General features: G+C 42.1%; 20 protein-coding genes. 2 read left to right on the top strand and 18 right to left on the bottom strand.

The genetic code is table 11. From position 1 onward, the window contains the following. Window positions 1-68 precede the first annotated feature (68 nt). The 13 genes from ACTB00_RS12275 to ACTB00_RS12215 all read right to left on the bottom strand — a co-directional run bounded on the left by ACTB00_RS12275 (window position 69) and on the right by ACTB00_RS12215 (window position 16,337). The gene (locus ACTB00_RS12275) at window positions 69-1,421 is read right to left on the bottom strand and encodes a voltage-gated chloride channel family protein (RefSeq protein WP_463300213.1); all 1,353 of its coding nucleotides are present in this window, start codon (window positions 1,419-1,421) and stop codon (window positions 69-71) included. 110 nt (window positions 1,422-1,531) lie between these two features. Further along, window positions 1,532-4,612 (bottom strand): SbcC/MukB-like Walker B domain-containing protein, encoded by a 3,081-nt coding sequence (locus ACTB00_RS12270; RefSeq protein ID WP_463300212.1) that lies wholly within the window; start codon window positions 4,610-4,612, stop codon window positions 1,532-1,534. Further along, window positions 4,609-5,829: a metallophosphoesterase family protein gene (locus tag ACTB00_RS12265; protein WP_463300211.1), complete on the bottom strand. Its 1,221-nt coding sequence runs from the start codon at window positions 5,827-5,829 to the stop codon at window positions 4,609-4,611. The genes ACTB00_RS12270 and ACTB00_RS12265 overlap by 4 nt, the downstream gene beginning before the upstream one ends. Window positions 5,830-6,313: 484 nt before the next feature. After that, window positions 6,314-6,928, bottom strand: coding sequence for a fumarylacetoacetate hydrolase family protein (locus ACTB00_RS12260; protein WP_463300210.1), 615 nt, complete (start codon window positions 6,926-6,928; stop codon window positions 6,314-6,316). A gap of 121 nt (window positions 6,929-7,049) precedes the next feature. Next, entirely contained in the window at window positions 7,050-7,853 is an 804-nt protein-coding gene (locus ACTB00_RS12255; RefSeq protein ID WP_463300209.1) for a 3'-5' exonuclease, read from the bottom strand. A gap of 82 nt (window positions 7,854-7,935) precedes the next feature. Then, window positions 7,936-9,066, bottom strand: coding sequence for a DNA polymerase III subunit beta (gene dnaN, locus ACTB00_RS12250; RefSeq protein WP_463300208.1), 1,131 nt, complete (start codon window positions 9,064-9,066; stop codon window positions 7,936-7,938). Between the two features lie 130 nt (window positions 9,067-9,196). Continuing rightward, a complete protein-coding gene (gldG, locus tag ACTB00_RS12245) occupies window positions 9,197-11,608 on the bottom strand; it encodes a gliding motility-associated ABC transporter substrate-binding protein GldG (protein WP_463300207.1) in 2,412 nt (803 codons plus the stop codon). A 40-nt stretch (window positions 11,609-11,648) separates the two neighbouring features. Continuing rightward, window positions 11,649-12,782: a lipid-A-disaccharide synthase gene (gene lpxB / locus ACTB00_RS12240; RefSeq protein WP_463300206.1), complete on the bottom strand. Its 1,134-nt coding sequence runs from the start codon at window positions 12,780-12,782 to the stop codon at window positions 11,649-11,651. Beyond that, complete coding sequence (locus ACTB00_RS12235; protein ID WP_463300205.1) at window positions 12,779-13,087, bottom strand: hypothetical protein; 309 nt, start codon at window positions 13,085-13,087, stop codon at window positions 12,779-12,781. Before ACTB00_RS12235 ends, lpxB begins: the two co-directional genes overlap by 4 nt. Next, window positions 13,087-13,848 carry a 5'/3'-nucleotidase SurE gene (surE, locus tag ACTB00_RS12230; protein WP_463300204.1) on the bottom strand — a complete coding sequence of 254 codons (762 nt, stop codon included), beginning with the start codon at window positions 13,846-13,848 and terminating at the stop codon, window positions 13,087-13,089. The genes ACTB00_RS12235 and surE overlap by 1 nt, the downstream gene beginning before the upstream one ends. A 217-nt stretch (window positions 13,849-14,065) precedes the next feature. Continuing rightward, the gene (gene rny, locus ACTB00_RS12225) at window positions 14,066-15,616 is read right to left on the bottom strand and encodes a ribonuclease Y (protein WP_463300203.1); all 1,551 of its coding nucleotides are present in this window, start codon (window positions 15,614-15,616) and stop codon (window positions 14,066-14,068) included. 118 nt (window positions 15,617-15,734) lie between these two features. Beyond that, on the bottom strand, window positions 15,735-16,028 hold the full coding sequence (locus tag ACTB00_RS12220; RefSeq protein WP_159519343.1) for a cell division protein ZapA: 294 nt from the start codon (window positions 16,026-16,028) through the stop codon (window positions 15,735-15,737). A 15-nt stretch (window positions 16,029-16,043) separates the two neighbouring features. Beyond that, window positions 16,044-16,337: a hypothetical protein gene (locus ACTB00_RS12215; protein WP_463300202.1), complete on the bottom strand. Its 294-nt coding sequence runs from the start codon at window positions 16,335-16,337 to the stop codon at window positions 16,044-16,046. A gap of 142 nt (window positions 16,338-16,479) precedes the next feature. Here ACTB00_RS12215 and ACTB00_RS12210 point away from each other — a divergent pair, with 142 nt between their 5' ends. Further along, window positions 16,480-18,189, top strand: coding sequence for a M23 family metallopeptidase (locus ACTB00_RS12210; RefSeq protein WP_463300201.1), 1,710 nt, complete (start codon window positions 16,480-16,482; stop codon window positions 18,187-18,189). A gap of 143 nt (window positions 18,190-18,332) precedes the next feature. Then, a complete protein-coding gene (fabD, locus tag ACTB00_RS12205) occupies window positions 18,333-19,220 on the top strand; it encodes an ACP S-malonyltransferase (RefSeq protein WP_463300200.1) in 888 nt (295 codons plus the stop codon). Window positions 19,221-19,274: 54 nt separating this feature from the next. On the opposite strand, the gene ACTB00_RS12200 is transcribed toward fabD, so the two are convergent. The 5 genes from ACTB00_RS12200 to ACTB00_RS12180 form a co-directional block, all read right to left on the bottom strand. Next, on the bottom strand, window positions 19,275-19,589 hold the full coding sequence (locus ACTB00_RS12200; protein ID WP_463300199.1) for a hypothetical protein: 315 nt from the start codon (window positions 19,587-19,589) through the stop codon (window positions 19,275-19,277). An 84-nt stretch (window positions 19,590-19,673) separates the two neighbouring features. Next, window positions 19,674-20,096 carry a NifB/NifX family molybdenum-iron cluster-binding protein gene (locus ACTB00_RS12195; protein WP_463300198.1) on the bottom strand — a complete coding sequence of 141 codons (423 nt, stop codon included), beginning with the start codon at window positions 20,094-20,096 and terminating at the stop codon, window positions 19,674-19,676. Between the two features lie 288 nt (window positions 20,097-20,384). After that, window positions 20,385-23,378 (bottom strand): PEP/pyruvate-binding domain-containing protein, encoded by a 2,994-nt coding sequence (locus tag ACTB00_RS12190; protein ID WP_463300197.1) that lies wholly within the window; start codon window positions 23,376-23,378, stop codon window positions 20,385-20,387. Between the two features lie 97 nt (window positions 23,379-23,475). Continuing rightward, complete coding sequence (locus ACTB00_RS12185) at window positions 23,476-24,552, bottom strand: 2-oxoacid:ferredoxin oxidoreductase subunit beta (protein WP_463300196.1); 1,077 nt, start codon at window positions 24,550-24,552, stop codon at window positions 23,476-23,478. 3 nt (window positions 24,553-24,555) lie between these two features. After that, on the bottom strand, window positions 24,556-26,272 hold a 1,717-nt coding region (locus ACTB00_RS12180; RefSeq protein ID WP_463300195.1), incomplete at its 5' end, for a 2-oxoacid:acceptor oxidoreductase subunit alpha.

The following is a 26,272-nucleotide window of genomic DNA, read 5'->3' as shown; positions in this document are numbered from 1 at the left end:
AAAAACCACAAGCCAGCGAACATCCTTTCATACTATCGCGACAACTTCCACCAGTGTGTATGTCTCAATTATCCTTTTCTTTTCCTTTTATGATCCCGAATCGATTTCAAGGTGTTATTATTATCAACACTATTATTCAGATTGGCTTTGGAAACGCTTACCCGCTGAGAAGTATAAATACCCGTATGTCCGGAGAAATAATAAGCAATAAAGCAAGCCACTGCATAGTACAATACATATTCGCCACCAAAAAGCTCAACCCCCATAAAAGTGCAAGCCAGGGGCGTATTCGTTGCTCCGGCAAAAACGGCAATAAACCCGAGGCCGGCAAACAACTCAACCGGATTTCCGGACACCATCGCCAGGGTATTTCCTAAAGTAGCACCAATAAAAAACAGAGGAGTTACTTCCCCCCCCTTAAATCCGGTACTCAGTGTAATTGCCGTGAGCAAAAGTTTCCAAAACCAACTAAAGGTCTCAGATCCTCCCGCTTTAAACGCATTCACAATGCTGACTCCCGTTCCATCAGGAGTGGTCACTCCAATACCCAAGTAATCTCGAGTGCCAAGCAAGAAGGAGATCGCGAGAACCAGCCCCCCTCCAATAACCGGAATCAGTAATTTTTTGCTGATGTATTTATTCGACAAGCTCTTTATAATATGCGACAACTCAGAAAATGCAAACCCGGCCAAGCCAAACAATGCTCCCGCCACCATTACCGAAAGTAAAAGCGGAAGATCGAAATGAAGAAATGCTGTACTTCCCGACAGCGTGTCCTGAAAATCGATATGGTAATGGGTATGCTGGATTCCGTAGGCTGAACACACGATATCAGCCATTACCGAAGCCAGAAAGGCAGGCAGCAAAGCATCGTACTTAATCCGACCAATGGCCATTACTTCAAGGGCAAAGATTGCACCGGTAACCGGGGTTCCAAAAACAGCTCCAAAGCCGGCAGCCACACCCGAGATTAACAGAATACGCATGTCATCTTTATTCAGCTTTAACTTTTTACCGATATAATGAGCCATGCTACCTCCTATTTGCACCGCCGTTCCCTCTCGCCCGGCCGACCCTCCAAATAAGTGCGTAACCACCGTAGTGATCAGCACAAAAGGAGCCATTCGAACCGGAATACCCCCACCCGGCTTAGAAATCTCATCCATTACCAGGTTATTGCCCGCCTCCGAATTCTTCCCTTTAAACCGATACAAAGCAACAATTACAACACCGGCGAGCGGTAAAAAAAAGATCAACCACCCGTAGTTCCACCGCAACAGTGTAGCCTGATTGAGCAGGTATAAAAATAGTGCCACCATGGATCCGGAGACCAGGGCAACCGGTATCACCAGTAAAAACCAACGAACGACATATTTAAGAATTTCCCATTGGTCAAAAGACCATTGAATTCGCTTTATCATGTGTAAAAGTTTTCAGAATATCGGAGTTAAGCTGTTATACATACTTTTATGAAAACACGTAACAGCCTACGAAATTAGCAATTTTTACCAACTCACTTTATCAGAAGTCACTACTCCTTCCAACTTGCATGAATCAGGCTCCCGCGTTCGCTCTGGTTGTCAATACGAAGATGGACATCAATTTCCTGCTGCATTTCTTCAACATGCGAAATCACTCCGACAATGCGTCGTTCTTTTCGCAGCGATTTCAGCGTGTCAAACACAATCGATAATGACTCTTTATCGAGCGAGCCAAACCCCTCATCTAAAAAGAAAAAGTTTTGATTCGATTCTGTTATTTTCTGAATGTTATCAGCCAATGCCAATGCCAACGATAACGCCGCCTGAAAAGTCTGTCCTCCCGAAAGCGTTTTCACACTGCGCACTTTACCGCCATTCATAAAATCGCGCACCTGAAAGTTGTTATCGGGGGTGATCTCCAGGCTTAACTTTTGCCGGGTCAATTGAAAAAAACGGTCGTTGGCAGCATTACACAGGTTTTGCAAATAAACCGACGAAATATAGTTAACAAAGCCACTCGCTTTAAACAGGGACTTCATGGTGCGAATGTTTTCTGCTCGCAAATTCAGTGCTTCCAGTTCCTTTCGCAGCGCACCTTGACTCTCCAAATCCTGTTGTAGCTTTTTCAGCAATTCTGTAAGCTTTCCAAACTCCTGATTCATTTGCTTTGTTTGCTCGCTTATCATGCCAATTTCGGTAATTAAAGCTTGATGCTTTTCGGGCTCATATTTTCGATCACCAATTTCTTGCAGCAACTGCTGCTGCTGCTTTCTGGAAAGCACCAACTGTTCTTTAAAATCAGCCAATTTTTGCTTTTCCTGTTTCAGATTAATTGACTGTGCCAATATTTCTTTTACCTCATCTGTTGATTGAAATTTAGTTTTCTTCAACTCTTCATGAATCCCCGTCGCCAGTTTTTTATGGTTTTGCTTTTCCTCTTCCAACTCTTTGCAGTTCGCATTCAAACTACCAGTCAGAGTATCTTTCCGTTTTTTGCTTTCAGTCAACAAATTGCTTTGTTTCTCAAACTGTTCTTTTAATCGGGTAAAGCTTTTCAACAACTGCTCCTGCTCTGCGACAAGCTCCTCTGCCGGCTTCTGCTGGTATTCGGAAAAATCAATCAACTTCAACTGCTTCTGTAGTGTCTTTTGCTCGGTTTGCCGAACGGTTAAGTCCGTTTTAATTTTATCGATTCCAAGCTGATATCGCTCCTTGTCTTTAGCAGCTTTTTCCTGCTTTTTAGTAAACTCTTCCAGCTCGGCTTCCTTTTTCTTAATTGAAACCTGAAGTAAGTTGGATTCCTGAAATGCCTTTTCTAAAACAACGATATCGCGGTATTTCTCCCACTTAAAATCGGACTGGTGAACCTTTCTTTTTTTGTCAACCTCCGTCCGCTTCTCCACCCACTCTTTTAGGTTTCTATCCGTATATTTCAGATGACTATCCAGCTCCTTTAACCGATTAATTTGCTCGCTGATCTGTTCAATCTCTTTTTCTCTTTTCTCTCTGGTTTGCATTAATTGCTGCTGTGCCTCATGCGAGCTTTCAGCACTGTAAATCTGTGGATGATGATCGGAGCCGCAAAGCGGACAAGGCTCTCCATCCGTCAGGCCATCGGCAAACGCTTTCAATCTCTCTTTCAACTGCAAATCGCCAGCCTCTTTCTCCAACAATTTCAATTCCTCTTTAATCTTTACAAGCTTATCATCTAAGAATTTTACCATCGCGAAAACATCTGATTCCTTAGGTAAACCTTCGAATAAGGAATTCTGCAATAATCTCAGAATGACATCTTTCGCTGTCTTTACCTCATCCTCATATTTCTTCTCCTGATTGTGAATCTCCAACAACTGCTTAGCAAGGTTCTGATCCTCAACATGCCAGGCTTTGGCATTTGCTAAAACAGCCATATCCGGGAGCTTGGCTTTATCCGATTTAAGAGTGGCCTCCAACTCGGCCTTTTCTTTCTTCAGCTTTTCAACATCTTCCAAAAGCTTATCGCATATTTCGTTTCCCTTCTTCAATCGCTCCTGGTCATCTTTAACTTTACGGGCCAGATCTTTAATTTTGATCATTCGCTCCAGTTCATCCGCTTTTTGCTTCAGTTCGTCGCGCTTTTCGTAGGCTGGCGTTAGTTCTTTCAATTCCTTTTCCAGCCGACGAATTCCCTCATCTTCCCGTTTTAGTTTGTCCTCGTCCTGCTTAATCTGCACTTCTTTCTGGGCGATCCTCTTTGTGCTTGTCTGAAGCGATTCAAACAAATGCCTGAACTGCATGACACACAACTCGTAGTTGGCAATACTTTGCTCCAGTTTCTTAAATTCGGGCTCTTGACGTTGCAAAGCTTTTAAGCCAACTTCTGTTTCCTCCAGTTTCTTTGTCAAGTCCAGCAGCTGTTTCCATTCCTGCTCCTGCTTTTGTGAATTCGTTAATTTAACAAGCTGCTCATCCATCTCCTTTTTCAAGCGGGCAAGCTGTTCCTGATACTTTTTCACCTGCTCCAGGTCAATTTCACCCAGTTGTTGTAACTGCCCATCCAAATGCTGCTTGCGGGCATTGTTTTTTCCTTCGAGTGCCGTTACTTTATAATACAATTCAAACTTTTGCAGATTGAAAAGTTCCTTCATCATCTGGGTACGATCTTTATTGCCCAACTGCAGAAACTCCTGAAACTGCCCTTGTGGAATGATGATTGTCCGTTTGAAATTATCGTAACTCAGTCCAATTGCCTGTTCCAGCACCATCGGTTCAATCGGAATCCACAAGCCATCCAGCTTTTGGTAGGCTGAGCGATCCAGCTTCTTAACATCATCAAAACGCTTGCTATTTCGTTTTCCGTGCACGACCGCCCGGTAAGCTGTTTGATCCTTCCCCGTTTCAAAAATAAACTCGATCAGCAGCTCATTCGATTTCAGGTTCATCATGTTGTAGTTGCGGTTATCTCCCGACAGGTTGAACCGATCGGTTTTACCATAAATCGCAAAGGTAATCGCTTCCAATATGGATGATTTACCGCTGCCAACCGATCCGAAAATTCCAAACAAGCTGGCGGCTGTTAGTTTTGTGAAATCGATGGTTTGTTTTTCCTGGTAGGAGTACAAACCTTGTATGGTGAGTTGTACGGGTATCATTCTTCTTCTGCCAGTATTTCGGTGAATAAACTCATGAGTTCGGCATTGGGATCCTGACCTTTTTCATGCTTAAAATAATCACGGAAAAGTTCTTCCATGCTGCGAGTCAGATCAATCTTCTTTTGATTCCCATCAATAAGCCCTTCTGCATTTTCAACTTCAGGAATAATAGCTACAATTCCCGAGTGGGCGCCATTCAGTTGCTTGCGCTCCGCAGCAGTCAGAAAGGTTTCAGTTACCAAAGTCAATTCAACCAAGCATTCCTGATTCTCAGCCAGCCAGTTCAATGCCTCCTCCATTCCTTCGGCACGTTTGCGTAACAGCTTCTTTCCTTTGGTCAGCTCCTCCTCCCGAACGCTTGCTACTGCTCCGGGCTCAACATCAACCAATAGCGCGTACTTTTTCTGGTTCGCTTCTGAAAAGCTATACGACAACGGACTGCCGCTGTAGTAAGTGGGGCAAGGATCAGCATCCACCTGATGCATGCGATGAAGATGCCCCAGCGCGGTATATTGAATCTGCCTGGGGATGTTTTCGGTGAAAATAGCCTGCGCCCCTCCAACATGTAAAATAGGTTTTTCATCGGTAGGCTCCTCCGGTAATTCATTCCCTTTTTTTATCATAAAAAGATGTGAGATGAGCACATTCACACCGTTCTTATCGCAATATTGATCAGCCAGATCTTTCCATTTTTCTTCCAAAACTGCCCGGAGTTCCGCTTCGCTATTTTCCAAGCCGAAACAGGTTTTAAGCCGATACTCGTTCGCATATGGAGTCAATAAAATACGCAGCGGGATGTCGGTTCCCGGCAGACGAAGTTCCAAAAAACCTTCCCTGCTTTTTAGCACCTTCAGCCCTGATTCCAATTCAAAAGGAGAAACGACTGAATTTGGGTATCCTGCGAAAATAATTCCGCACTCCCGGGCCAGCGGGTCGGGCGACTCAATTCGGTCAGGCGAATCGTGGTTGCCGGCAATGGCAATCACCGGACGATGCCCATTATTGGAAAGTCGCTTCAAACTCTTGTAAAATAGGTCGACCGCTTCTGTGGGCGGATTAAAAGTATCGAACAAGTCGCCGGCTACCAGCACCGCATCCACCTGTTCTTGTTCGGCAACCTCACAGATCTCCCGCAAAACAGCGTGCTGTTCTTCCATGCGGGAAAAATCGTCGAGTCGCTTGCCAAGGTGCCAATCGGAAGTATGGAGAAGTTTCATTGGTTTTCCAGTTTTAAATTTTCGAACGTATTCAAGAGAACTCGCAAGCTCGTTTCGATGAAATGAGCACATCCTGATTTTCCTTTGTGAAAAGACTTTTAAGGTCACGGACCTATTTGATATTTTCGGTCTCGCTTCTATCACAAATTGTTAAAGACTCGAAACATGACACTAAATTATTCGCACTACTTACATGCTCGTTTCATTAAATGATTAAACGTTTAGAATTGTGAAATTAATTCTTTCCTCACACCCTTAAAAATTCCCATTCATAAATTATCCGAATATTGTGAACTTTGATGTCAAATCAACAAAATTTATTTCTTTAACCTCATCGATAGTATAAAAAGCTTCGCAAGAATCAATTCACCGGACGCTACCAAAACTAAAAGGGAATAAACTTGTCCCGCCGGGCAAGCACCAGCCAAAAAAAATAAAGCCAGGAGATAACTTCCGGGCTTTATTTGCAATTTGTTACTGTCTGTTATTTCACTTGAAAATCAAACATCTTTTCACCTTCCAGAAACCCTTCCAGCCGATCGCCAATAGCTACCGGCCCAACGCCCGCAGGCGTTCCGGTATAAATCAAATCTCCAATTTTCAAGGTGAAGTATTTAGATACCTGACTGATAATTTCATCAATCGGGAAAAGCATGTAGGCAGAATTTCCTTGCTGCACCATTTCGCCATTCTTTTTCAATTCAAATTTAATGGAATCAAAATCCGGCAATTTCCCTTTTTTTACAAAGCGTGAAGAAATAACAGCCGACCGATCAAAGCCTTTTGCTTTCTCCCAGGGCAATCCTTTGTCTCGCAGTTTATTTTGAAGGTCGCGCGCGGTGAAATCAACCCCCAATCCAATCTCATCATAATAACGATTTGCAAAACGGGGTTCAATATTTTTTCCCAATCGGCTGATGCGAACAATCAATTCACATTCGTAATGTACGTTCTGGCTAAAATCGGGGATATAAAAAGGATCATTATTGCGAAGCAAAGCGGAATCAGGTTTCATGAAAATAACCGGCTCATCAGGAATTTCATTATTCAACTCCCGCACATGATCACTGTAATTTCGTCCGATACAAATAATTTTCATGATACAATTAGTTATTTGGTCTTTAGAAAATCGGCCACTCGAAACTAGTCTTTTGTTAAAAGTATGACGACAACTCACACTTTCTCGAGTTCGAACTGTCTCTTCGTCATCCGCTTCTCTCTCAGTCTTTCATTCTTAGTTTAATAGCAGTCAATACCTTTTTTGTGTAAAGCGGAAATTCACTGTTGATGATCCAGCCAAAATAGCCGGGCTGTTCGCGCAGTACTTTTTCAACCGGAACTCCTTTGTTCTTGCCAAAGTTAAACACCTCAACACCATCTTCATTATAAACAATGCGCCCTACGAAATCTACATTTTTATCGTACGATGAAAATTCACTCAGCGCATTCACATCATTTTGAATTGGAGTAGTTTTCTTCCCTTTATTATCTTCGTATTCTGTCTCTTTATACATATCAAGCTGCGATTTCAGCACATCGTACGTTGCTCTGGTGTCGGCCATGGCACTATGCGCATCGATCAATTCTTGCTTGCAATAAAACTTGAAAGCCGCCGCCAGTGTGCGTTTTTCCATTTTATGAAATATGGCCTGCACATCCACAAACTTGCGTTTTTTAAAATCAACATCTACTCCAACGCGTAAAAACTCTTCAGCCAGTAACGGAATATCAAACCGATTCGAATTAAAGCCGGCCAAATCAGCTCCTTCCAGAAACTTTGCCAACGACTTGGCAACCTCTTTGAACGTTGGAGCATCTTTTACATCTTCATCATAAATGCCATGAATTTTACTGACATGTTCAGGAATCGGCATCTCCGGATTGATACGCAGATCCCTTTCTTCCTCCTTCCCATCCGGATGCACTTTTACCAGAGCTATTTCAACAATACGATCAGTTACAACATTAATTCCGGTTGTTTCGAGGTCTAAAAAGACCAATGGATTTTTCAGGTTTAAATTCATGGTATATTTTTAATTTGCTGAAAATAAAAAAAACCTAACAAAACATAATCTTGTTAGGTTTTAGCATGTATTCAGTTACAATTTACGCATTTATCATCATTGGCATTAAAAGCATCAGTACATCTTCTTCGTCAAGTTCCTTTTCAGCCGGCAGCAATAAGCCTGCACGAGTTGGATCAGAAAGTTCAACTTTAACATCAGAAGACGACAAATTTGAAAGGATTTCCAGTAAGAAAGTTGATTTAAATCCAATTTCTATTTCATCACCCTCATATTGACATTTCAATCGTTCGACAGCCGAAATAGAGAAATCAACATCTTGTGCCGAAACCACCAACTGGTTATCATCAATATGCAACTTAACCAAATTACTAGCCTGGTTAGCAAAAACTGAAACCCGTTTAATCGTGTTGAATAGTTCCAGGCGGTCAACAATCATTCGATTGCTGTTGTTGGTCGGAATTACAGAGTTATAGCTTGGATAATTTCCTTCAACCAAACGACAAATCAATTTATAATTACTCAAAGTGAAAAAAGCATTCTTATCGTCAAACTGCAATTTCACATCAAACTCTTCTTTGGGAAGTAGGTTGCGTAATAATGCAGCCGGTTTTTTAGGTAAAATAAATGATGATTCCACTTCCGCTTTGGCATCAGCACGTTTGTAACGCACCAACTTGTGTGCATCAGAAGCCACAAAAGTCAGATCGTCATTTCCCAATTCAACAAATATACCATTCATTACCGGGCGAAGTTCATCATCGGCCGTGGCAAACAATGTTTTCGTAATTCCATTCAACAACACATCGTGGTTCACATCAATAGTCGCAGTTGCTTCTTCTTTTAGCTCAGGCAGTTCAGGAAAATCTTCTCCGTTTTGCCCAATAATACTGAACTTTCCGTTTTCGGAATAAATATCAATCGCCGAATTTTCTCCATTTATCTGGAAGGTCAGCGGTTGCTCCGGAAACTCCTTCAGCGTATCGTTGAGTAACTTTGCAGGAACAGCAACATCACCAGTTCCTTCTGTATTATCCAGTTCAATGCTGGTAATTAAGGTCGACTCCAAATCTGAGGCAGTAATCGTTAACCGATTATCTTCCAGTTGAAACAAATAATTATCCAAAATGGGTAATGTATTCTTTGAACTGATCACCTTACTGATCGCGTTCAGATGACTCAGTAATTCGGTACTGGAAACAACAAATTTCATTGATATGTATTTTAAATTTTTGTTCTAGATCCTGCGCTGTTCACTGAAATATTTTTCAGCACAATTACACGAATATACAAACTTTGGTTTTTTTAACCTATCCTTTCTTATGAGATTTTATACAAAGTAATTAACGACCATATTTCCGTCTGCGAACAATGTTGAAAATCAGTCCCAATAAGGAGATCAACACAAGTGGAGCCACCACATTTAATAGCTGCCAAAACAAGCGTTGCTCCCGAATTTGAACCTTATCGAGCAGGCGAATTTTAAACACCTGCGTCCGCAGCGACATAATGCCGGCATCGTCGCACAAATAACTAATGGCGTTGACTAAAAAGGCTTTATTGCCAAACGTTTGCTGCGAATAGCGATCGTAGCCCAAAGGAAGCGTCTGAATTTGACCATTGCGCCTGGAAACCTGGTTAGCAATCAGACTTCCGTCAGCCAACACAATCATTTTTGCTGGTTTTGATTGGGGAAGTACTTCTATATTTTTTGTATTGAAATTGCCTAACATTCTATTTTGAAACACCGATGCAAACTGTCCTTCCAACAAAACACCAACAGCAAGTTCCGATTGACTAAACAAACTGCGGGCCGGCGGACTATTTATACTTTGCAAACTCACCTCAACAGGAGTTTCTACCCGGCGTGAATAATTGGACGTGTGCAAAATAACCGACTTATTGATAGCCGGATTTTTACCAACCGTATCAATCGAACTGACAAACTCTGACTTGACACGATTCAGATTGCGACTTAACTCGTGTGATTGCGACGGGCTGAGCAGAGGCGAATAATACCAAGGAGCGGGCGTATATTTTGGTGTACTTCCCAGCGGTGCAGTATTTACCGGAATCATGACGCACTCCACGTCCTGCACCAAGTCCGTATTTACCCGAACGCCATATCGAAACAGCTGATCATTCAGATTCAGGTCGCGAGGAAAAGCAATGGTTGTTTCCCCACTACTTAAACTATCCAAGCTCACCTGCACCGGATCAATCAGCCAAAGCAAATTTCCTCCGCGCATCAGATACTGGTCGATGTAGAATTTGTCCTTTTCGCTAAAGGCCTGAACAGGATCGGCAATGACAACAGCGTCAGGCAAGGTATCCTGAATCAACTCATCGGCAACCACATCGGTAAGCGAAAAATTCTCCGAAAGTGCCTGACGGATATCCCGTGTTTCCGGCTCTCCCAATTCTCCGTGATCACCCATGAAAGCAACAGTTGGACGACAATCGTCAACCAACAACTTGAAAGCCCGCATCAGTTCAAATTCCAGTGTTTCAACCGACTGATTTAAATTTTGTTCGGCCGATAAGGATGGGTTATTTTTCAGCAGGTTGATACCGATCTCATAATCTTTATAGTGAATGACTGCTCCCGGGAAAATGAGTTTTGTTACCGTTCCCTCGTCGCGCTGCAAGCGCAAATCAGTTGGTTTCAGTCCTAATGACACGAGGCGTTCAAACAACTGCTTTTGCTCTTCTGTATTGCTAACCATTTCATACGGATCCATCAATTCTTCGCGAATTTGGTAATCGGCATAAGCGTTAATATCCTGTATTTTTTCGACGACCGCTTGCTGTAACTTCCGAAAGCCGGGAGGCAACTCCCCTTCCAAAAAGATATCAATTTTCACAGGTGACTCCAGCTGACTAATAAACTGCTTCGAAATTGGCGATAAGCTGTATCTCTTTTCAGAAGTCAGGTCGATACGAAAAAACCAAACCGACGAGATATAAGCCAACAAAACAAGTCCGACAACCAGCATTCCCATTTTTCTCAACTGACCACTAATTGCAGTCTGCTTTTGACGCAAAAAAACGCTGGTTAATAACAGGAAAAAGAAACTAAAGGCAATGAAATAAAACAGATCCCGTGAATCCACCACTCCCCGACTAACGGACAGGTAATGCTCGTTGATACCCAGTTCAATTAGAAATCCGTTGACTGAAAATGGCCAGTTTAATGAGGCAACAAACTCGAAGCCCAGATAAGCAGCAAACGACAAGAACAAAGCAACTACGAACGCAAACACCGGATTGTCAGTAATGGCGGAGGCAAAAACACCGATGGCAACATAGGCAGCAGCCAAACAAAACAGGCCTATAAACGATCCCCATGCCGCACCGGAATCCCAGTTTCCAACCGGATTACCCAAACTGTAAATAGAGTAGAAATAAACTAAAGTTGGAAGCAAGCACAGCAATACGAGCACAAGTCCGGCGAAGTATTTTGCCCAAACGAGTTGTAACAACGATATTGGTTTGGTGATCAAAATCTCGAGAGTGCCGGATCGTTTCTCTTCGGCAAACAAGCGCATGGTCAATGCCGGAATCAGAAAAAGGAAAATCCATGGAGCTAATGAAAAATAACCATCCAGGGTAGCATAACCAGCATCCAATAAATTGTAAGTGCCGGGGAACACCCATAAAAAAAGACCATTGGTAATCAAAAATACAAAGGCAATTAAGTATCCTGTTATTGATCCAAAAAAACTGGTGATTTCTTTTCGAAATAAACTGTACATATTGACTTTCGCTTTTTGCTCAAACGAAGATAGAAAAAGATTAATTCTTTTCGTTCAATTTATCAATCATCATCGATGCAGCACGGGCAGAAGCACCAGGCTCTCCCAATTTTTCGCTTAATTCGTCGTAGCTTTTCATGATTTGTTTTTTATGCGAGGCGTTATTCAGAATCAAGTTCAGCTCTTTGCAAATATTGGCCACAGTGCAGTGGTGTTGCAACAATTCTTTCACGGCCATCCGCTTCAAAATAAGATTTACCAACGACACCAATGTAATTCCAACAACATATTGGCCGATCCAATAAAACAGAGTCCCCCCATCCATTCGGTAGCACACAATTTGCGGGCATCGTAAAATACCGGCTTCCAGCGAAACGGTACCCGATGCCAACACCGCAGCTTCTGCTTGCTGCATTAATTCGTAGGTTTTGTCATGCAAAACACGCACTTCAGGATAAGCCTGAGTTAGCTTCTCATAAACAGGCTCTTCAATATTTGGTGCGGCTGTTACCACAATCTGGTATTCCGGAAAAGAGGCTGAACCTTCCAGCATTCGGGGCAACAACGATTTTATTTCCTGTAACCGGCTACCCGGAAGCAATGCGATGATAGGTTTGTCCGGTAAATTATTTTGATTGATAAAATCGGAAAAATCAGTTTTTGCAGGCTTGGCTTTTATTGCATCCAATAACGGATTGCCAACATAGTTGACCTCATAACCTAGCCCTTTATAAAACTCGGTTTCGAAAGGAAGAATGGTAAACATTTCATCAACAAAAGCCTTGATCTTTTTGATTCGGTATTTCTTCCAAATCCATATTTTGGGAGAAATATAGTAGAATACCCGAATGCCATGTTTTTTTGCAAATTCAGCCATGCGAAGATTAAACCCGGGATAATCAACCAACACCAATACATCCGGTTGAAATTCGAATAAATCCTCCTCGCAGGCTTTAAAATTTCGTTGAATAGTTTTTAGGTTCATCAGCACCGGCAAGAAACCCATGAAAGCCATTTCGCGATAATGTTTGCTTAACTGCATACCGGCTTGTTCCATTAGCTCGCCACCAAATCCACGAACTTCGGCTTGTGAATCCTTCTTTACAATCTCAGCTATGAGGTTGGAGGCATGCAAATCGCCCGAAGCTTCGCCGGCTATAAAATAGTACTTCATAATGATTGAATAGCCACTGAAATGATTACCAGAAAAGCATATATGAATGTCGCCATTAAAACACCGCGAGCTGCCATGTCATATTTTTTTTTGAAGAATACCAGAAAAAGCAGCAGATTGGGCAAGACACACAGAGTCATCAATTTGATGAGAATTTGAAACCGCCAAAGATTTGACAAATATTCGAGAATCCCGACTTCGTGATAACGAACGAGGTACATAATCAGAAACATGATTAACGGAAAAATTAGCCCGGGCCAAAAACCATATTTCAGGTGATTGATATTTGATGCTGAGTTATTCATTAAAACTTCCAGTTTTTCATTATTTCCAAAGTTTCCTGACAGGTCATATCTACATGAATAGGCACTACCGACACTTTCTGATTGTCTAAGGCAAACAAGTCAGTATCTTCAGCATCGGGCTCAAAATTTTTAAAGTATCCAGACAACCAGTAATACTCACGGTTGTGCGGATCGGTACGTTTTTCCAGTTCTTCCACCCACTTGCCTGAGGTTTGCCGGCAAACTTCAATGCCTTCAACATCTCCCTTGGGGATATTCACATTCAGGCAAACAAAAGGTGGTAACCCTTGCTCGAAAACCGATTGAAAAACACGGGCAACCCACATCTTTGCTTTCGAAAAATCGGCATCCGGCAAATAGTCGCACAACGAAAATCCGATTGCCGGCACACCATGCAAACACCCTTCGATGGCAGCTCCCATTGTACCGGAATACACTACACTTATCGACGAATTAGAACCATGGTTAATTCCTGAAATAACAAAATCCGGCAATCGATCTACCAAATGATTGAATCCCAACTTCACGCAATCTACCGGAGTTCCATTGCACTTATACGAAATATATCCGTCCTCTTCCTCAACTTTAGAAGCCCGCAACGGACGATCAACCGAAATTGCATTGGACATCCCCGACATAGCCACCTCGGGAGCTACTACCACGACATCTCCAAAAAGACGCATCACATCAGAAACCTCTTTCAGTCCTTTTGCCTGAATTCCATCGTCGTTGGTAATAAATATGAGCGGACGTTGTTTCATTTTTTCTTTTCTTTTTTGCGAAACACAAAGATACGTTTATCTCCTTGCCTGACTAAATTTTTAATCCTAATTTTCCAACAGCATCAATCCAATCGTTACACTCAGAAAACTAACCGGTGGTGACCATTAAAGATGGTAAACTTTTCGGTTTTCTGCAAAGCAGAACAGCCCAACTTCAATCGAAGTCGGGCTGTTTTTATATCGAAAAAATAATTGACTATTTCGCATAATTTACTGCACGCAATTCGCGGATAACAGTAATCTTAATTTGTCCCGGATAAGTCATTTCATCCTGGATGTGCTTCGCAATATCAAATGACAGTTGTTCTGATTCTTTATCAGAAATCTTCTCGCTACCAACAATCACACGCAATTCGCGTCCAGCCTGAATGGCATAAGTTTTCAATACACCAGGGTACGAAAGCGCCAAATCTTCTAATGCTTTTAAACGCTTGATATAAGATTCCACCACTTCGCGGCGAGCTCCCGGTCGGGCACCTGAAATAGCATCACAAACCTGCACAATTGGTGCCAACATGGTTTGCATTTCCACCTCGTCGTGGTGCGCTCCAATTGCATTGCAGATATCCGGCTTTTCTTTGAATTTCTCAGCTAGCTTCATCCCCAGCACTGCGTGTGGAAGTTCCGGCTCGTCGTCCGGCACTTTACCAATATCGTGAAGCAAGCCGGCACGTTTTGCCCACTTGGTGTTTAGTCCAAGCTCTGAAGCCATGATCGCACAAAGATTGGCCACCTCACGGGAGTGCTGCAATAAGTTTTGTCCGTACGACGAACGATATTTCATTTTACCGATCATGCGGATCAGCTCAGGATGCAGACCATGTACTCCGAGGTCAATCGTGGTGCGTTTACCGGTTTCAATAATTTCTTCTTCAATCTGCTTTTTCACTTTCGAAACAACCTCCTCAATACGAGCAGGGTGAATACGTCCGTCAGTTACCAGTTGGTGTAAAGCCAAACGGGCAATTTCGCGACGTACCGGATCGAAACCTGAAAGCACAATCGCTTCGGGTGTATCATCTACAATAATTTCAACACCTGTTGCAGCTTCCAATGCGCGGATATTACGTCCTTCACGACCAATAATCCGACCTTTAATTTCATCGCTTTCAATGTGGAAAATAGTAACAGAGTTTTCAATGGCAGTTTCGGTTGCCACTCGCTGTATCGTTTTCACCACAACTTTCTTTGCCTCTTTGTTGGCAGTAAGTTTAGCCTCTTCCATTATTTCGTTAATGTAAGACATGGCTTCAGTTTGTGCTTCTCCTTTTAATGATTCAACCAACTGGCTTTTGGCTTCCTCTGCTGACAGTCCGGAGATCGCTTCCAACTGCTCAACCTGTTGTTTGTGCATGCGATCCAGATCATCTTCCTTTTGTTGAACCACATTCAACTGGTTCGTCAGGTTCTCGCGAATAACGTCAACATCTTTTTTGGTTGTTTCAAACTCTTTTACTCTTCGTTGTAGTTCATCCCGACGTTGTAAAAAAGCACTTTCTTTTTGTTTTAGTTTATTTTCGACCGAATCAATCTTGTTGTTCTTCTCATAAATAAACTTTTCATGTTCTGTTTTTAACTGTAAGAACTTCTCTTTTGCCTGAAGTATCTTATCTTTTTTTATTACGTCGCCTTCAGCCTCGGCCTCTGTTATGATCTTCGTTTTCTTGCTTTTTAGTGCTTTATCCCACAAAAAGTAGGAAAGCCCTCCGCCTAGCAAGAACCCGGAAATAGCATATATTATTTCCATTTCAATTAAGTATTACTGTATATATTTAGTTTAACAAAAAGCCCGCTAATACATTCATCCCCAAGGCAAATCTGTTGGGAGTGAATAAAAAGCGGGCTTCAACAATCTTATTTATAATCTACTCGTTAATCGACAAATAATCACCTAACTGCTCATTAAGTATTTTTATTTCTTCAATAAAAGGAGAATCGTCTGCTTGTTCTTCCAACGCCAAATTCTTCAATACAAACTGAAAGGCAGTCATTGCAAGAAAATCTTTCGAATCGTGGTCAGCATATTTTTTTCTGTATTGAAGAATAATGTCATTTAATATTTTCGCAGCTTTCCTGTATTTCTCCTCGTCTTCCCTAACAATAGTCAATGGGTAAACTCGCCCATCGATGTTGATATTTATTGAAAGCTTATCTGTCATTTCTTCTTGTATTGGCTACACATTCAGTTGAGCAATACATTTATCAATTTCCCGCACTATTTTATTTAACACTTGCTTCGCATCCTGTTTTTCATCATCCGAAGCAGAAAAAATCTTTGCTAACTTAAGATTTTCATACTTTTTGACCAAAATCTCATTTTCATTGCGAACGACATCCAACTCATCCTGCATGCCTTTCAGCTGATCCCGCAGCTGTTTATTTTCATCTTTCAAGCGATTCTGCTTGCCAATTAGCAGTCTGAGTCGGGTCTTAAATTCATCAATTAAATATTGATCCTTCTCGGTCATTTCTGCATGCTTTCTAGGACAAAATTAATATTTTTGCCCAATAGTTTATACGAAGATAGTTTTATTTTGCGTAATGCAAACCGCCGTACAACAATTCTGGCTTTGCCTAGTTTTAATCACCAAACACTTAAGGATTCTATTTATGAAAATTCGTTTTCTAATATTTTTTGTTCTGATTTCATCCATCATATTGGCTCAAGCCCCTGATCGAAACTACTTTCGACCGCCTGTTGACATCCCTCTTATTTTATCGGGTAATTTCGGAGAACTGCGATCCAACCACTTTCACTCGGGCATTGACATTAAAACTCAGGGCAAAACCGGACTCCCGATATATGCTGCTGCCGACGGAGAAATTTCGAGAATAAGAATATCGCCCTACGGATTTGGGCTTGCACTTTACCTTGATCACCCGAATGGGCAAACCACCGTTTATGGACACTTATTGAGCTTTCGTGATGACATTCAGGAATATGCGAAAAAAATTCAATACGAGCGTCAATCATTCGATGTTGACTTAGCTGTTCCAGAAGGAACGTTCTCTGTAAATAAGGGCGACCAAATTGCTCTAAGTGGAAATACCGGTGGCTCCGGTGGACCACATCTCCATTTCGAGATACGCGATACCGACAGTCAACACCCACTAAATCCCTTGCTTTTCAATTTCCCGATTAAAGATGAGATTAAACCAAAGATTTTATCAGCTGCAATTTATCCGTTAACGGACGATTCTCATGTGTATGGAAAAACACAAAAGACACTGATTGAAACAGTTTTTTACGGCGGCGCTTATCATTTAAAAGGAAATCCGACTGTCCCTGTTTATGGAAATATTGGTTTTGGCCTCCAAACCATTGATTACCTTGACGGAAGCTGGAGTAAATGTGGCATCTACGAGATTAAGTTAAAAGTAGACAACAAGGCGATCTACTCCTTTCAAATGAATGAACTGAGCTTTGATGAAACCCGTTATTTGAACAGTTATATCGACTATGATTATTACCGAACCAACTATAGGAGGCTACAAAAAAGTTGGGTTGAACCGGGAAACAAGCTGAGTAATTATCGGGAGCTGATCAATGGAGGAATTGTCGATCTTTCGGATGGAGAGGTTCATGATATTGATTATGAAATTACAGACACGTACGGCAATAAAAGTACACTTTCATTTCGGGTTCAATCGAAACAGATGAACCTTGTTCCAAAAGAAAAAAACGGGCAACTGATTTCTTATAAGGAAAAAACGACACTTGAAAAAGAGCAACTGAAAGCAGTTTTTGAGCCGGGCACTTTTTACTCCGATTTTTATATGGACTTAGAAACCAAACCGGCCAACAATTTATACTACTCAAAACTATACCAGGTTCAAGATGATCATCATCCGGTGCACCAGCATTATTCGCTAAAAATTAAAGCCGACGGTGTTCCTCCAGAACTTCAGGACAAAGCATTGATTGCCGCCGTTAGCGAAAAGAGTGGTAGAAAATGGCCGATGGGTGGAAACTATGAAAATGGATGGATAACAGCACGCGTTCGTCAGCTGGGAACTTTTGCGATCAGTGTCGACACTGTTGCACCGACAATAAAACCACTCAGCATATACAACAACAGCCGGTTAACCGAGCCAAACCGCATTCGCTTTAAAATAAGCGATGATTTTTCGGGAATCGCCAGCTACAATGGACAGATTGATGGCGATTGGGTACTTTTTGAATACGATGCTAAAAATGCGTTGATTACTTATTACTTTGACAAAAAACGCTTTCAATTTGATCAAAAGCATGAGTTAAAACTTCGGGTGAAGGATGATAAGGGGAATACGACTGAATACCTGGCCACTTTTTACAAGTAACAGAAACTATCGAACATTTAATTTCAATAGTCGACACGATAAGAGAAAAATATAAGCTAAAGAAGTGGATTACTTGCAATTACTTTTTGTGGGTAAAAAAACGTTTTAACTTTGTCGCCAAATTTTAACTAAATGTTTTTACGATGAAAGCATATGTATTTCCAGGGCAAGGTGCCCAGTTTTCCGGAATGGGAAAAGACCTGTACGAAAACTCGCCACTTGCCAAAGAACTATTTGATAAAGCCAATGAAATACTTGGTTTCAATATTACCGATATCATGTTCGAAGGCTCAGCCGACGATCTGAAACAAACGAAAGTTACACAACCCGCCATTTTTCTGCACTCGGTTATTCTGGCTAAAACATTGAAAGAATTTAAGCCTGAAATGGTTGCCGGCCACTCATTGGGTGAATTTTCAGCCTTGGTTGCCAATGGTGCGATGAACTTTGAAGATGGGTTAAAATTGGTTTCGCAACGCGCCATAGCCATGCAGAAAGCCTGCGAACTAGAGCCTTCAACAATGGCAGCCATTGTTGGGTTGGAAGACGCGATTGTTGAAGAGGTTTGTGCCTCAATTGACGATGTTGTGGTACCGGCCAACTATAACTGCCCCGGGCAATTGGTTATTTCCGGTTCAATCTCAGGAATTGACAAAGCATGCGAACTGCTGACTGAAAAAGGCGCTAAACGTGCCTTGAAATTACCTGTTGGCGGAGCATTTCACTCACCACTCATGGAACCTGCTCGCGAAGAACTGGCAGCTGCCATTAAAGCAACGACCTTTAATAAACCAATTTGTGCGGTGTACCAAAACGTGGATGCCAAGCCGGTTACTGATCCTGAAACCATCAAGGAAAACCTGATCGCGCAGCTCACTGCTCCGGTAAAATGGACTCAAACAGCTCAAAATATGATTGCTGATGGTGCTACATTATTTACTGAAATTGGCCCGGGCAAAGTATTGCAAGGACTGATCAAAAAAGTTGACCGCCAGGCACAAACTGCCGGAGTCAACAACTTCGAAGGCTAATTATTAGCTCAAAATATGTAACAGAAAAGCTGCATGACGACCATGTGGCTTTCTTTATTTTGGAAAGAACAGGATATCAAACTCTTCGGTATCGTCTTTCTCCTTTAACTTAAAATAACCAGAATCAACAATTTTCAATTTCCTTTTCTGAGCTGCACCAACCAAATTCTTTTTGATATCATCTGATTCTTTTTGATCGACCTCTGTATTTAAATACAGCTTTAAATTCTCTGGATTCTCATCATCAAACTGAAACATAAAAGCGGTGTGTTCAACAAATACCAGATCATCATAAGCGTAAGAAACATCGTTTCCAATTTCTTCCAACATCATCTTCACTTCTGCTAACGGACGGAATGCAATAGTCATAATTTTTCAATTAAAATTTCCACAAAGTTATTTCGCGATTTTTTTCAGGTTTTGGTTCGAAAGTGATTTAGTAGAGCTGAGTCGCTAAGCAGAACAACTGGTTGATGAACAGCTTTCGGTTGTAGAACAACTACTGCACGAAGATCCGCAAGAAGATGCAGTTTCAACATCAGCCGGATCGTAAAGAGCAAGCTCTCCCCGCTTCAATCGGTCGATATTTTCCTCAACCAGGTTGCTATCAGGGCGATAAACAGTAATCTCATTGTCGTGCAAAATTTTGTAGGCCATTGGCCTTACATTTGGACTGATAATCGCTTTAATCGCTCCTTCGCCATCGTCTTTTCGCAAATCCAATCCAAAGCGTTCCATCAAGTCCGACTTGGAAAAATACACTGTTTGATCGCTGTTCATATCAAACAGGCAATAAAAGTTTGCTTTATAGAAATCATCAGCTAAAAAATGGGTTAATTGGGAACTTTGTCCCATCACCGGAATACATACCTTCATAATCGTTCATTTTCAGTTCAACGTTCACTAAATTTCAATCGTCAAATATATTCCGACCATCAATTACAATTGCCATTCCGAAAAAACGACATCTCTCAAAACAAAGAAGATAGCATTTTATCGAACACGAAAATCCTACATTTTTGTAGGATGAAATTACGTATATGTATGAAACGAACATGAATTTTAAGATGCAAAAATTCGCAAACAAGCATATTAAAATTCATCGTGAGTTCTATCGAATGCAATTGAAAACTAAAAATTTTAATGAAATGAGAAATAAAACAACTACTCGTTCAGCCCATTTTGCTTGATCAAAGCTTGTCGGGAACGCCCATCCATTAAGATGCTCAGGTCATGGTCAAACTGCACGTGTTTTACGAATTTCAACTCCTCAATCACCTTCTGATTGTTTAGCACATCAATATTGATTTTTTCATCTTCCGAGTTGTGCTTCACGGCAAAATAGCCAACATTCATTGAAGTTACATTGTGGAAAAAGTGCGATCCCAAGGAACCATCCAAAGGAAAATCAGGCAAGCCCATTTCCACAATAATGCGGGCTCTGGATATTTGCGACCACACGACCGGAATTCCGGTAAACTGGTCTTTAGTTCCCCAACGCCCGGGGCCAATCAAGATGTACTCTTTCCCTTCAGCATCCATCTTTTTATTCATGTGATGAATTTCCTGAGCAATTGCTTTGGTTTGCATTTTATCAAATTTGTCAGGATCGACAAAAATTGCATCGCGAACACCAAACACCTCGCCATTACCCATTCCCTGTTTGGCAAAAAGCACGACCTTTTCCAGGTTAACCTCACCCAAATCAATATGTAATTCTTCTTCCCGCCTGATTAGTGGTTTTATCTGTAATAAGTAAAAAGTTGGTAGTCCTCCATCTCCCTTGCTTAAATCGACGGCATACTCCATTTCAACAGGCGACCCCATCGCTTCACGGAACAAGCGAAGCAAAAACTGCAAGGTGTCAGCCAACGGCACATAGTTATACTTTAAGATATTGGCAAAATCAATGACACGCGGTCCTTTCATATTGAGCCCCGGAACGAGATCATCATTCTCAGCATCATAAACAGAGGCACAATGCTGCAGAAAATCATCATCGTCAGCATTTCGAATCCTGATTTTTGTAATGGCTGCATCTTCACCATCGGCAATTATATTTACGTCGGGATGAGACATGTCTACCGCATAAAACTCTTTTTGGGAATCGCGTACCTGATCGCGAACAGTTGTTGGGTTGATGGTTGGATACTTAGGACAAAAGCGAAATGCCTGCTCTCCGCCAACGACATACATCCCCAGGCCAACCGCCGCCACTGCAAAGCCATCTTCGGGCTCCATGTATGCCACCGGATAATAATTATACGATTGCGCCACTCCACTAATCGAAGGGTAATATTTTTTATCGTGTTCGTGCCCCACCACTTTTTGGATGATCACCGCCATCTTTTCCTCTTCAATTTTATAGTTTACGGCATCAAAATAGGCGACCGCTGAATCGGTGAAGATACTGGCATAAACCAGCTTGATCGCATTCACCAACTGATTGAAACGAACAAATTTATCGGGATGATTATTCGGCAACAGGTAAGTTGAATAAACCCCCGAAAAAGGCTGGAGGAGCGAATCTTCGAACAATCCGGAAGAACGCACGGCCAGCGGCCCCTGCATGACTTCGATATAACGAAACAACTTCGCTTTTAATCCTTCGCTCAGGTGCGAATCCAAAAACATGGTTTTAATATGTTCGTAATCGTTGTTGCTGTATATCTCGTCGTAAAGGTTGTTGAGCTCTAAGAATTTATCAAATTCGATGGCTCCGATAACTGCCGTGGCCGGAATGCGGATATTGATCTCAGGAATGATTTTTTTGAAATCGATATTTTCGATAAAATTACTCATGAAAGCCATTCCACGTCCTTTTCCGCCTAATGATCCTTTCCCCAAGCGGACGATGTAACGGTCGCTGTCAACAATTGCAGGATCAAAATTAATAATGCGCCCCCGCATTTGCTTGACCCGAACATCCTCAAAAACCCGCAAACAAAAGCTCCGCAGCTTTTCAGTACCTTTAAAGTCTTCGAAGCGATAGGGCAACAATCGTTCGGCAATATTGATCTCGCCACGAGCCATCAGCCAGGTGGAAAAAGAATTACGCTTTCCGTGATACGAAAGTGCTTCATCCGGAATCAGTTTAAACATTTCCTGAAATTCCTGAAGGTTGCGAGCCACCATAATTGGATTTCCGGCCAAATCTTTAAACACAAAACTCCCAAAGCCCAATCGCTTATAAATGAAATTATGAATGTCCATCGATAAGCTTTCAGAGTTTTTATCGATAAACTCAGCATCAATTTCTTTTGCTCGTGCAGCATTCGACACGTCGTGACTTTGCAGCAATAGTGGCACCGGGAAACGAAGAATTTGCTTCACGTATTTTAAAAGTTCTACACCGGCCTCGGCGTCATCAACTCCATTTCGGGAAAATTTCACATCTGAAATCACACTCAGCAAATAATCCCGGTACTTGTTAATCACTTCAATCGCATCTTCGTAAGTACTTACCAAAATAACCTTTGGCCGGGCGCGCATTTTCAGGATCATGTGTAAGTCATCTGCCGACTCGTCCTGCACCAGGTTTTGCGTTTGAGTCATGATGTTGGTGTACAGCATGGGCAAATATCGGGAGTAATACTGAATAGAATCTTCCACCAACAACAGCACCCTCACATTACCGTTTTTAATATCGGCTTCGATATTCTTTTTATCTTCAATGTACTTGATCATCGCCATGAACACATTGGAATTTCCGTTCCACACAAACACCCGGTCGATTGATTCGAACTGATTCGCTGTTTCCTGAAAGTAACGCAAATCGGCATTGTTATTCACCAGCAAAAGTTTCGGGATGATCTTATTCGCATCGTGCAGGACATCAGCCATCTTCACCGGAATATCCTTATCAACACCAACCATAATAATAATGAGATCGAAATCGCGCTCATTGACCAGTGTCAGTGCATCCGCCTCTGAATTGACGCTCGTAAAACGCGGATACGTATAGAGATTGAGTTGAAGAAACTCGCCAAAAATCTTGTCGGTAAACTGCCCTTCGCGAACAATGGAATAGCTATCATACAAGGTTGCCACCAGCAGCACTTCCTTAACCTTGGTTGGCATTAGCTCTTCAAAAATATCGCGGTCGCTCTTTTTGCGCTTGTAGATTGATGAAAGGGAGATATCATCTAAATTTTGCATGTGAAAGAATTTTCCATGAAATTATGAAAAATCCGCTTGACCCAACAAAAAAAGGAAGCCGAAGCCTCCTTTTTAAAAACATATTGTCGTATGATTTCTATTCCAGAATAGGACATTTCTTTTTAAAGAAAGGTACCGGATCGCTACTTCCTGGTTCATCTACTTCCCAGGTATTACCTGATTTCAACAACTCGTCAACACTGTTTATTTTGCGTGTTGCTGAAACTTCGGCTACTTGCTTTTCCAGTTCCTGATCGTAAACAGGAGCATCAACTGCACGAATAACTCCCATGGCAATTGGGAAATCGGGCATACTCATATTGATCAGTTGCATGTGCAAGTACGGATCTACTTCTTTAGCATCATGAACAAGGATGTCGTCCTCAGTCACACCATTTTCGCCAATAACAGCTACCTTCAGCCGGCCTTTTTCAACAATCAAACCTTTTTCGTTATCGTGCCCAAAACGCATTGGTTTGCCATGCTCCAAAAATAATTGACGCTCGGCACGATGTTTTGGATCAGCAATCTGTGCATGAATCCCGTCGTTGAAGATGACACAATTTTGCAAAACCTCGACAATGGAAGTTCCCTGATGTTTTGCAGCTTCTGCAAAAACAAGCTGGTTGTGTTTTACATTTGAATCAACCGCACGGGCAAAGAACGTTCCGCGTGCACCCAACACCAATTGTCCGGGAACAAATGAATCTTCGATGGTTCCGTTTGGTGAAGTTTTCGTTACAAATCCACGATCAGTTGTTGGTGAATACTGCCCTTTCGTCAATCCGTAAATCTTATTATTGAAAAGAATTACATTCAAGTCGATGTTACGACGTACGGTGTGGATAAAGTGGTTTCCACCAATGGCCAATGAATCACCATCGCCGGTAATCACCCAAACGCTCAACTCAGGATTCGCACTTTTCACACCCGAAGCAATGGCTGCCGCGCGACCGTGAATGGAGTGAAATCCATAAGTACTCATATAATACGGAAAACGAGACGAACAGCCAATACCGGAAATTACGGCAAACTTTTCATGAGGAACGTTCATGTCGGCCATGGTACGCTGAACGGCATTCATAATCGCGTAGTCACCACAACCGGGACACCAGCGAACTTCGTTTTCGCTCTTAAAATCTTTCAATGTATATTGTAAATCTATATTGCTCATGTCTTATTCCTCCAGTAATTTTTCAAAGTTTTCCTTCAACTCGGTTACCGTAAATGGTAATCCTTTCAACTTATTGACCTGGTGATATTCATACTCAGGTAATTTATCGCGTAGGAATGAAACAAATTGTCCGAGGTTCAATTCACAAACGATAATCTTTTTAAACTTGCTAAACACCTCTTTGGTATTTGCAGGAAGTGGTTTGATAAAGTTGAAATGAGCCAGGCTCACTTTTTTACCATCCTGACGCATTTCACGCACTGCGCTAATCATGTGTCCGTAAGTACCACCCCATGCAACAACCAATAATTCGCCTTCTTCGTCGCCACACACTTCCAATTCAGGAATCATATCTGCAACTTTCTGAACTTTCGCTTCACGGATTTCGGTATTCTTGTGGTGGTTTTCCGGATCGTGACTTACGGCACCTTCAACATTCTTCTCCAATCCACCAATACGGTGCTGGAATCCGTCCATTCCCGGGAATGCCCATTCGCGCGCCAAAATGTCTTCATCACGTTTATACGGTTTAAACTCTTTGCTGTCTTTTGCAATACGAGGTGTAATTTCGGGTAGCTCCGACATGCTTGGAACACGCCATGGTTCGCTACCATTTCCAAGGAAACCATCGGTTAACAAGATGACTGGCACCATGCGCTCCAACGCAATTTTACACGATAGGTAGGCGTAGTAAAAGCAGTCGGACGGTGTGCTGGCAGCCAGGACAACAACCGGGCTTTCGCCATTCCGTCCGTAAAGCGCCTGCAATAAATCAGACTGTTCCGTTTTTGTTGGCAAACCTGTCGATGGACCTCCACGCTGAACATTTACAATGACCACCGGAAGCTCGGCCATTACTGCCAAACCAATCGCTTCGGATTTCAACGCCAACCCCGGGCCTGAAGTACTGGTAACCGCTAATTTACCGGCAAAGGCAGCACCAAGGGTGGTACATATACCGGCAATTTCATCTTCGGCCTGAAATGTTTTCACACCCAAATCGCGGCGAGCAGCTAAAGCCACCAACACGTCGGTTGCCGGGGTAATTGGGTAAGAACCTAAAAACAGGTCTAAACCTGATTTTTCAGCAGCGGCCAACATCCCCCAAGCGGTAGCAATGTTTCCATTGATGTTTCGGTAAGTACCTTTTTCAATTTCGGCAGCGTGCACCAAATACTGAGGTGTCATGTGCTGCATATTCATTCCGTAGTTGAAACCATCGTGTAAAATCTTCAGGTTCGATTCAACCACGGTAGGTTTTTTGGCAAATTTTGTCTTGATGAATGATTCGATATAATCCATCGGACGTCCAAACATCCAGCAAATCAACCCCAACGCAAACATGTTTTTGCTTCGCAGAACTGATTTATTGTCCATTCCAAAATCCTTCAGGCTCTCACGCGTCAGGCTGGTAATTGGAACTGCAATTTTGATGTAATCATCCAACTGCAATTCTCCAAATGGATCGTCGGTTGCAAAATTGGCTTTATCTAAATTTTTCTGAGTAAAAGAATCAGCATCGTAAATGATTGTTCCACCAGGTTTCATAAACCGCGCATTGGCTTTCACTGCTGCCGGGTTCATGGCAATCAACACATGGGCTTCATCTCCCGGGGTGTTTACTTCTTTATGACCAAACTGAACCTGAAAACCTGATACGCCACCAACAGTCCCTTGTGGCGCCCTGATTTCGGATGGGTAATCCGGAAAGGTCGAAATA

Source organism: Sunxiuqinia sp., assembly GCF_055140945.1.
This window is presented reverse-complemented; position numbering and strand designations above follow the sequence as displayed.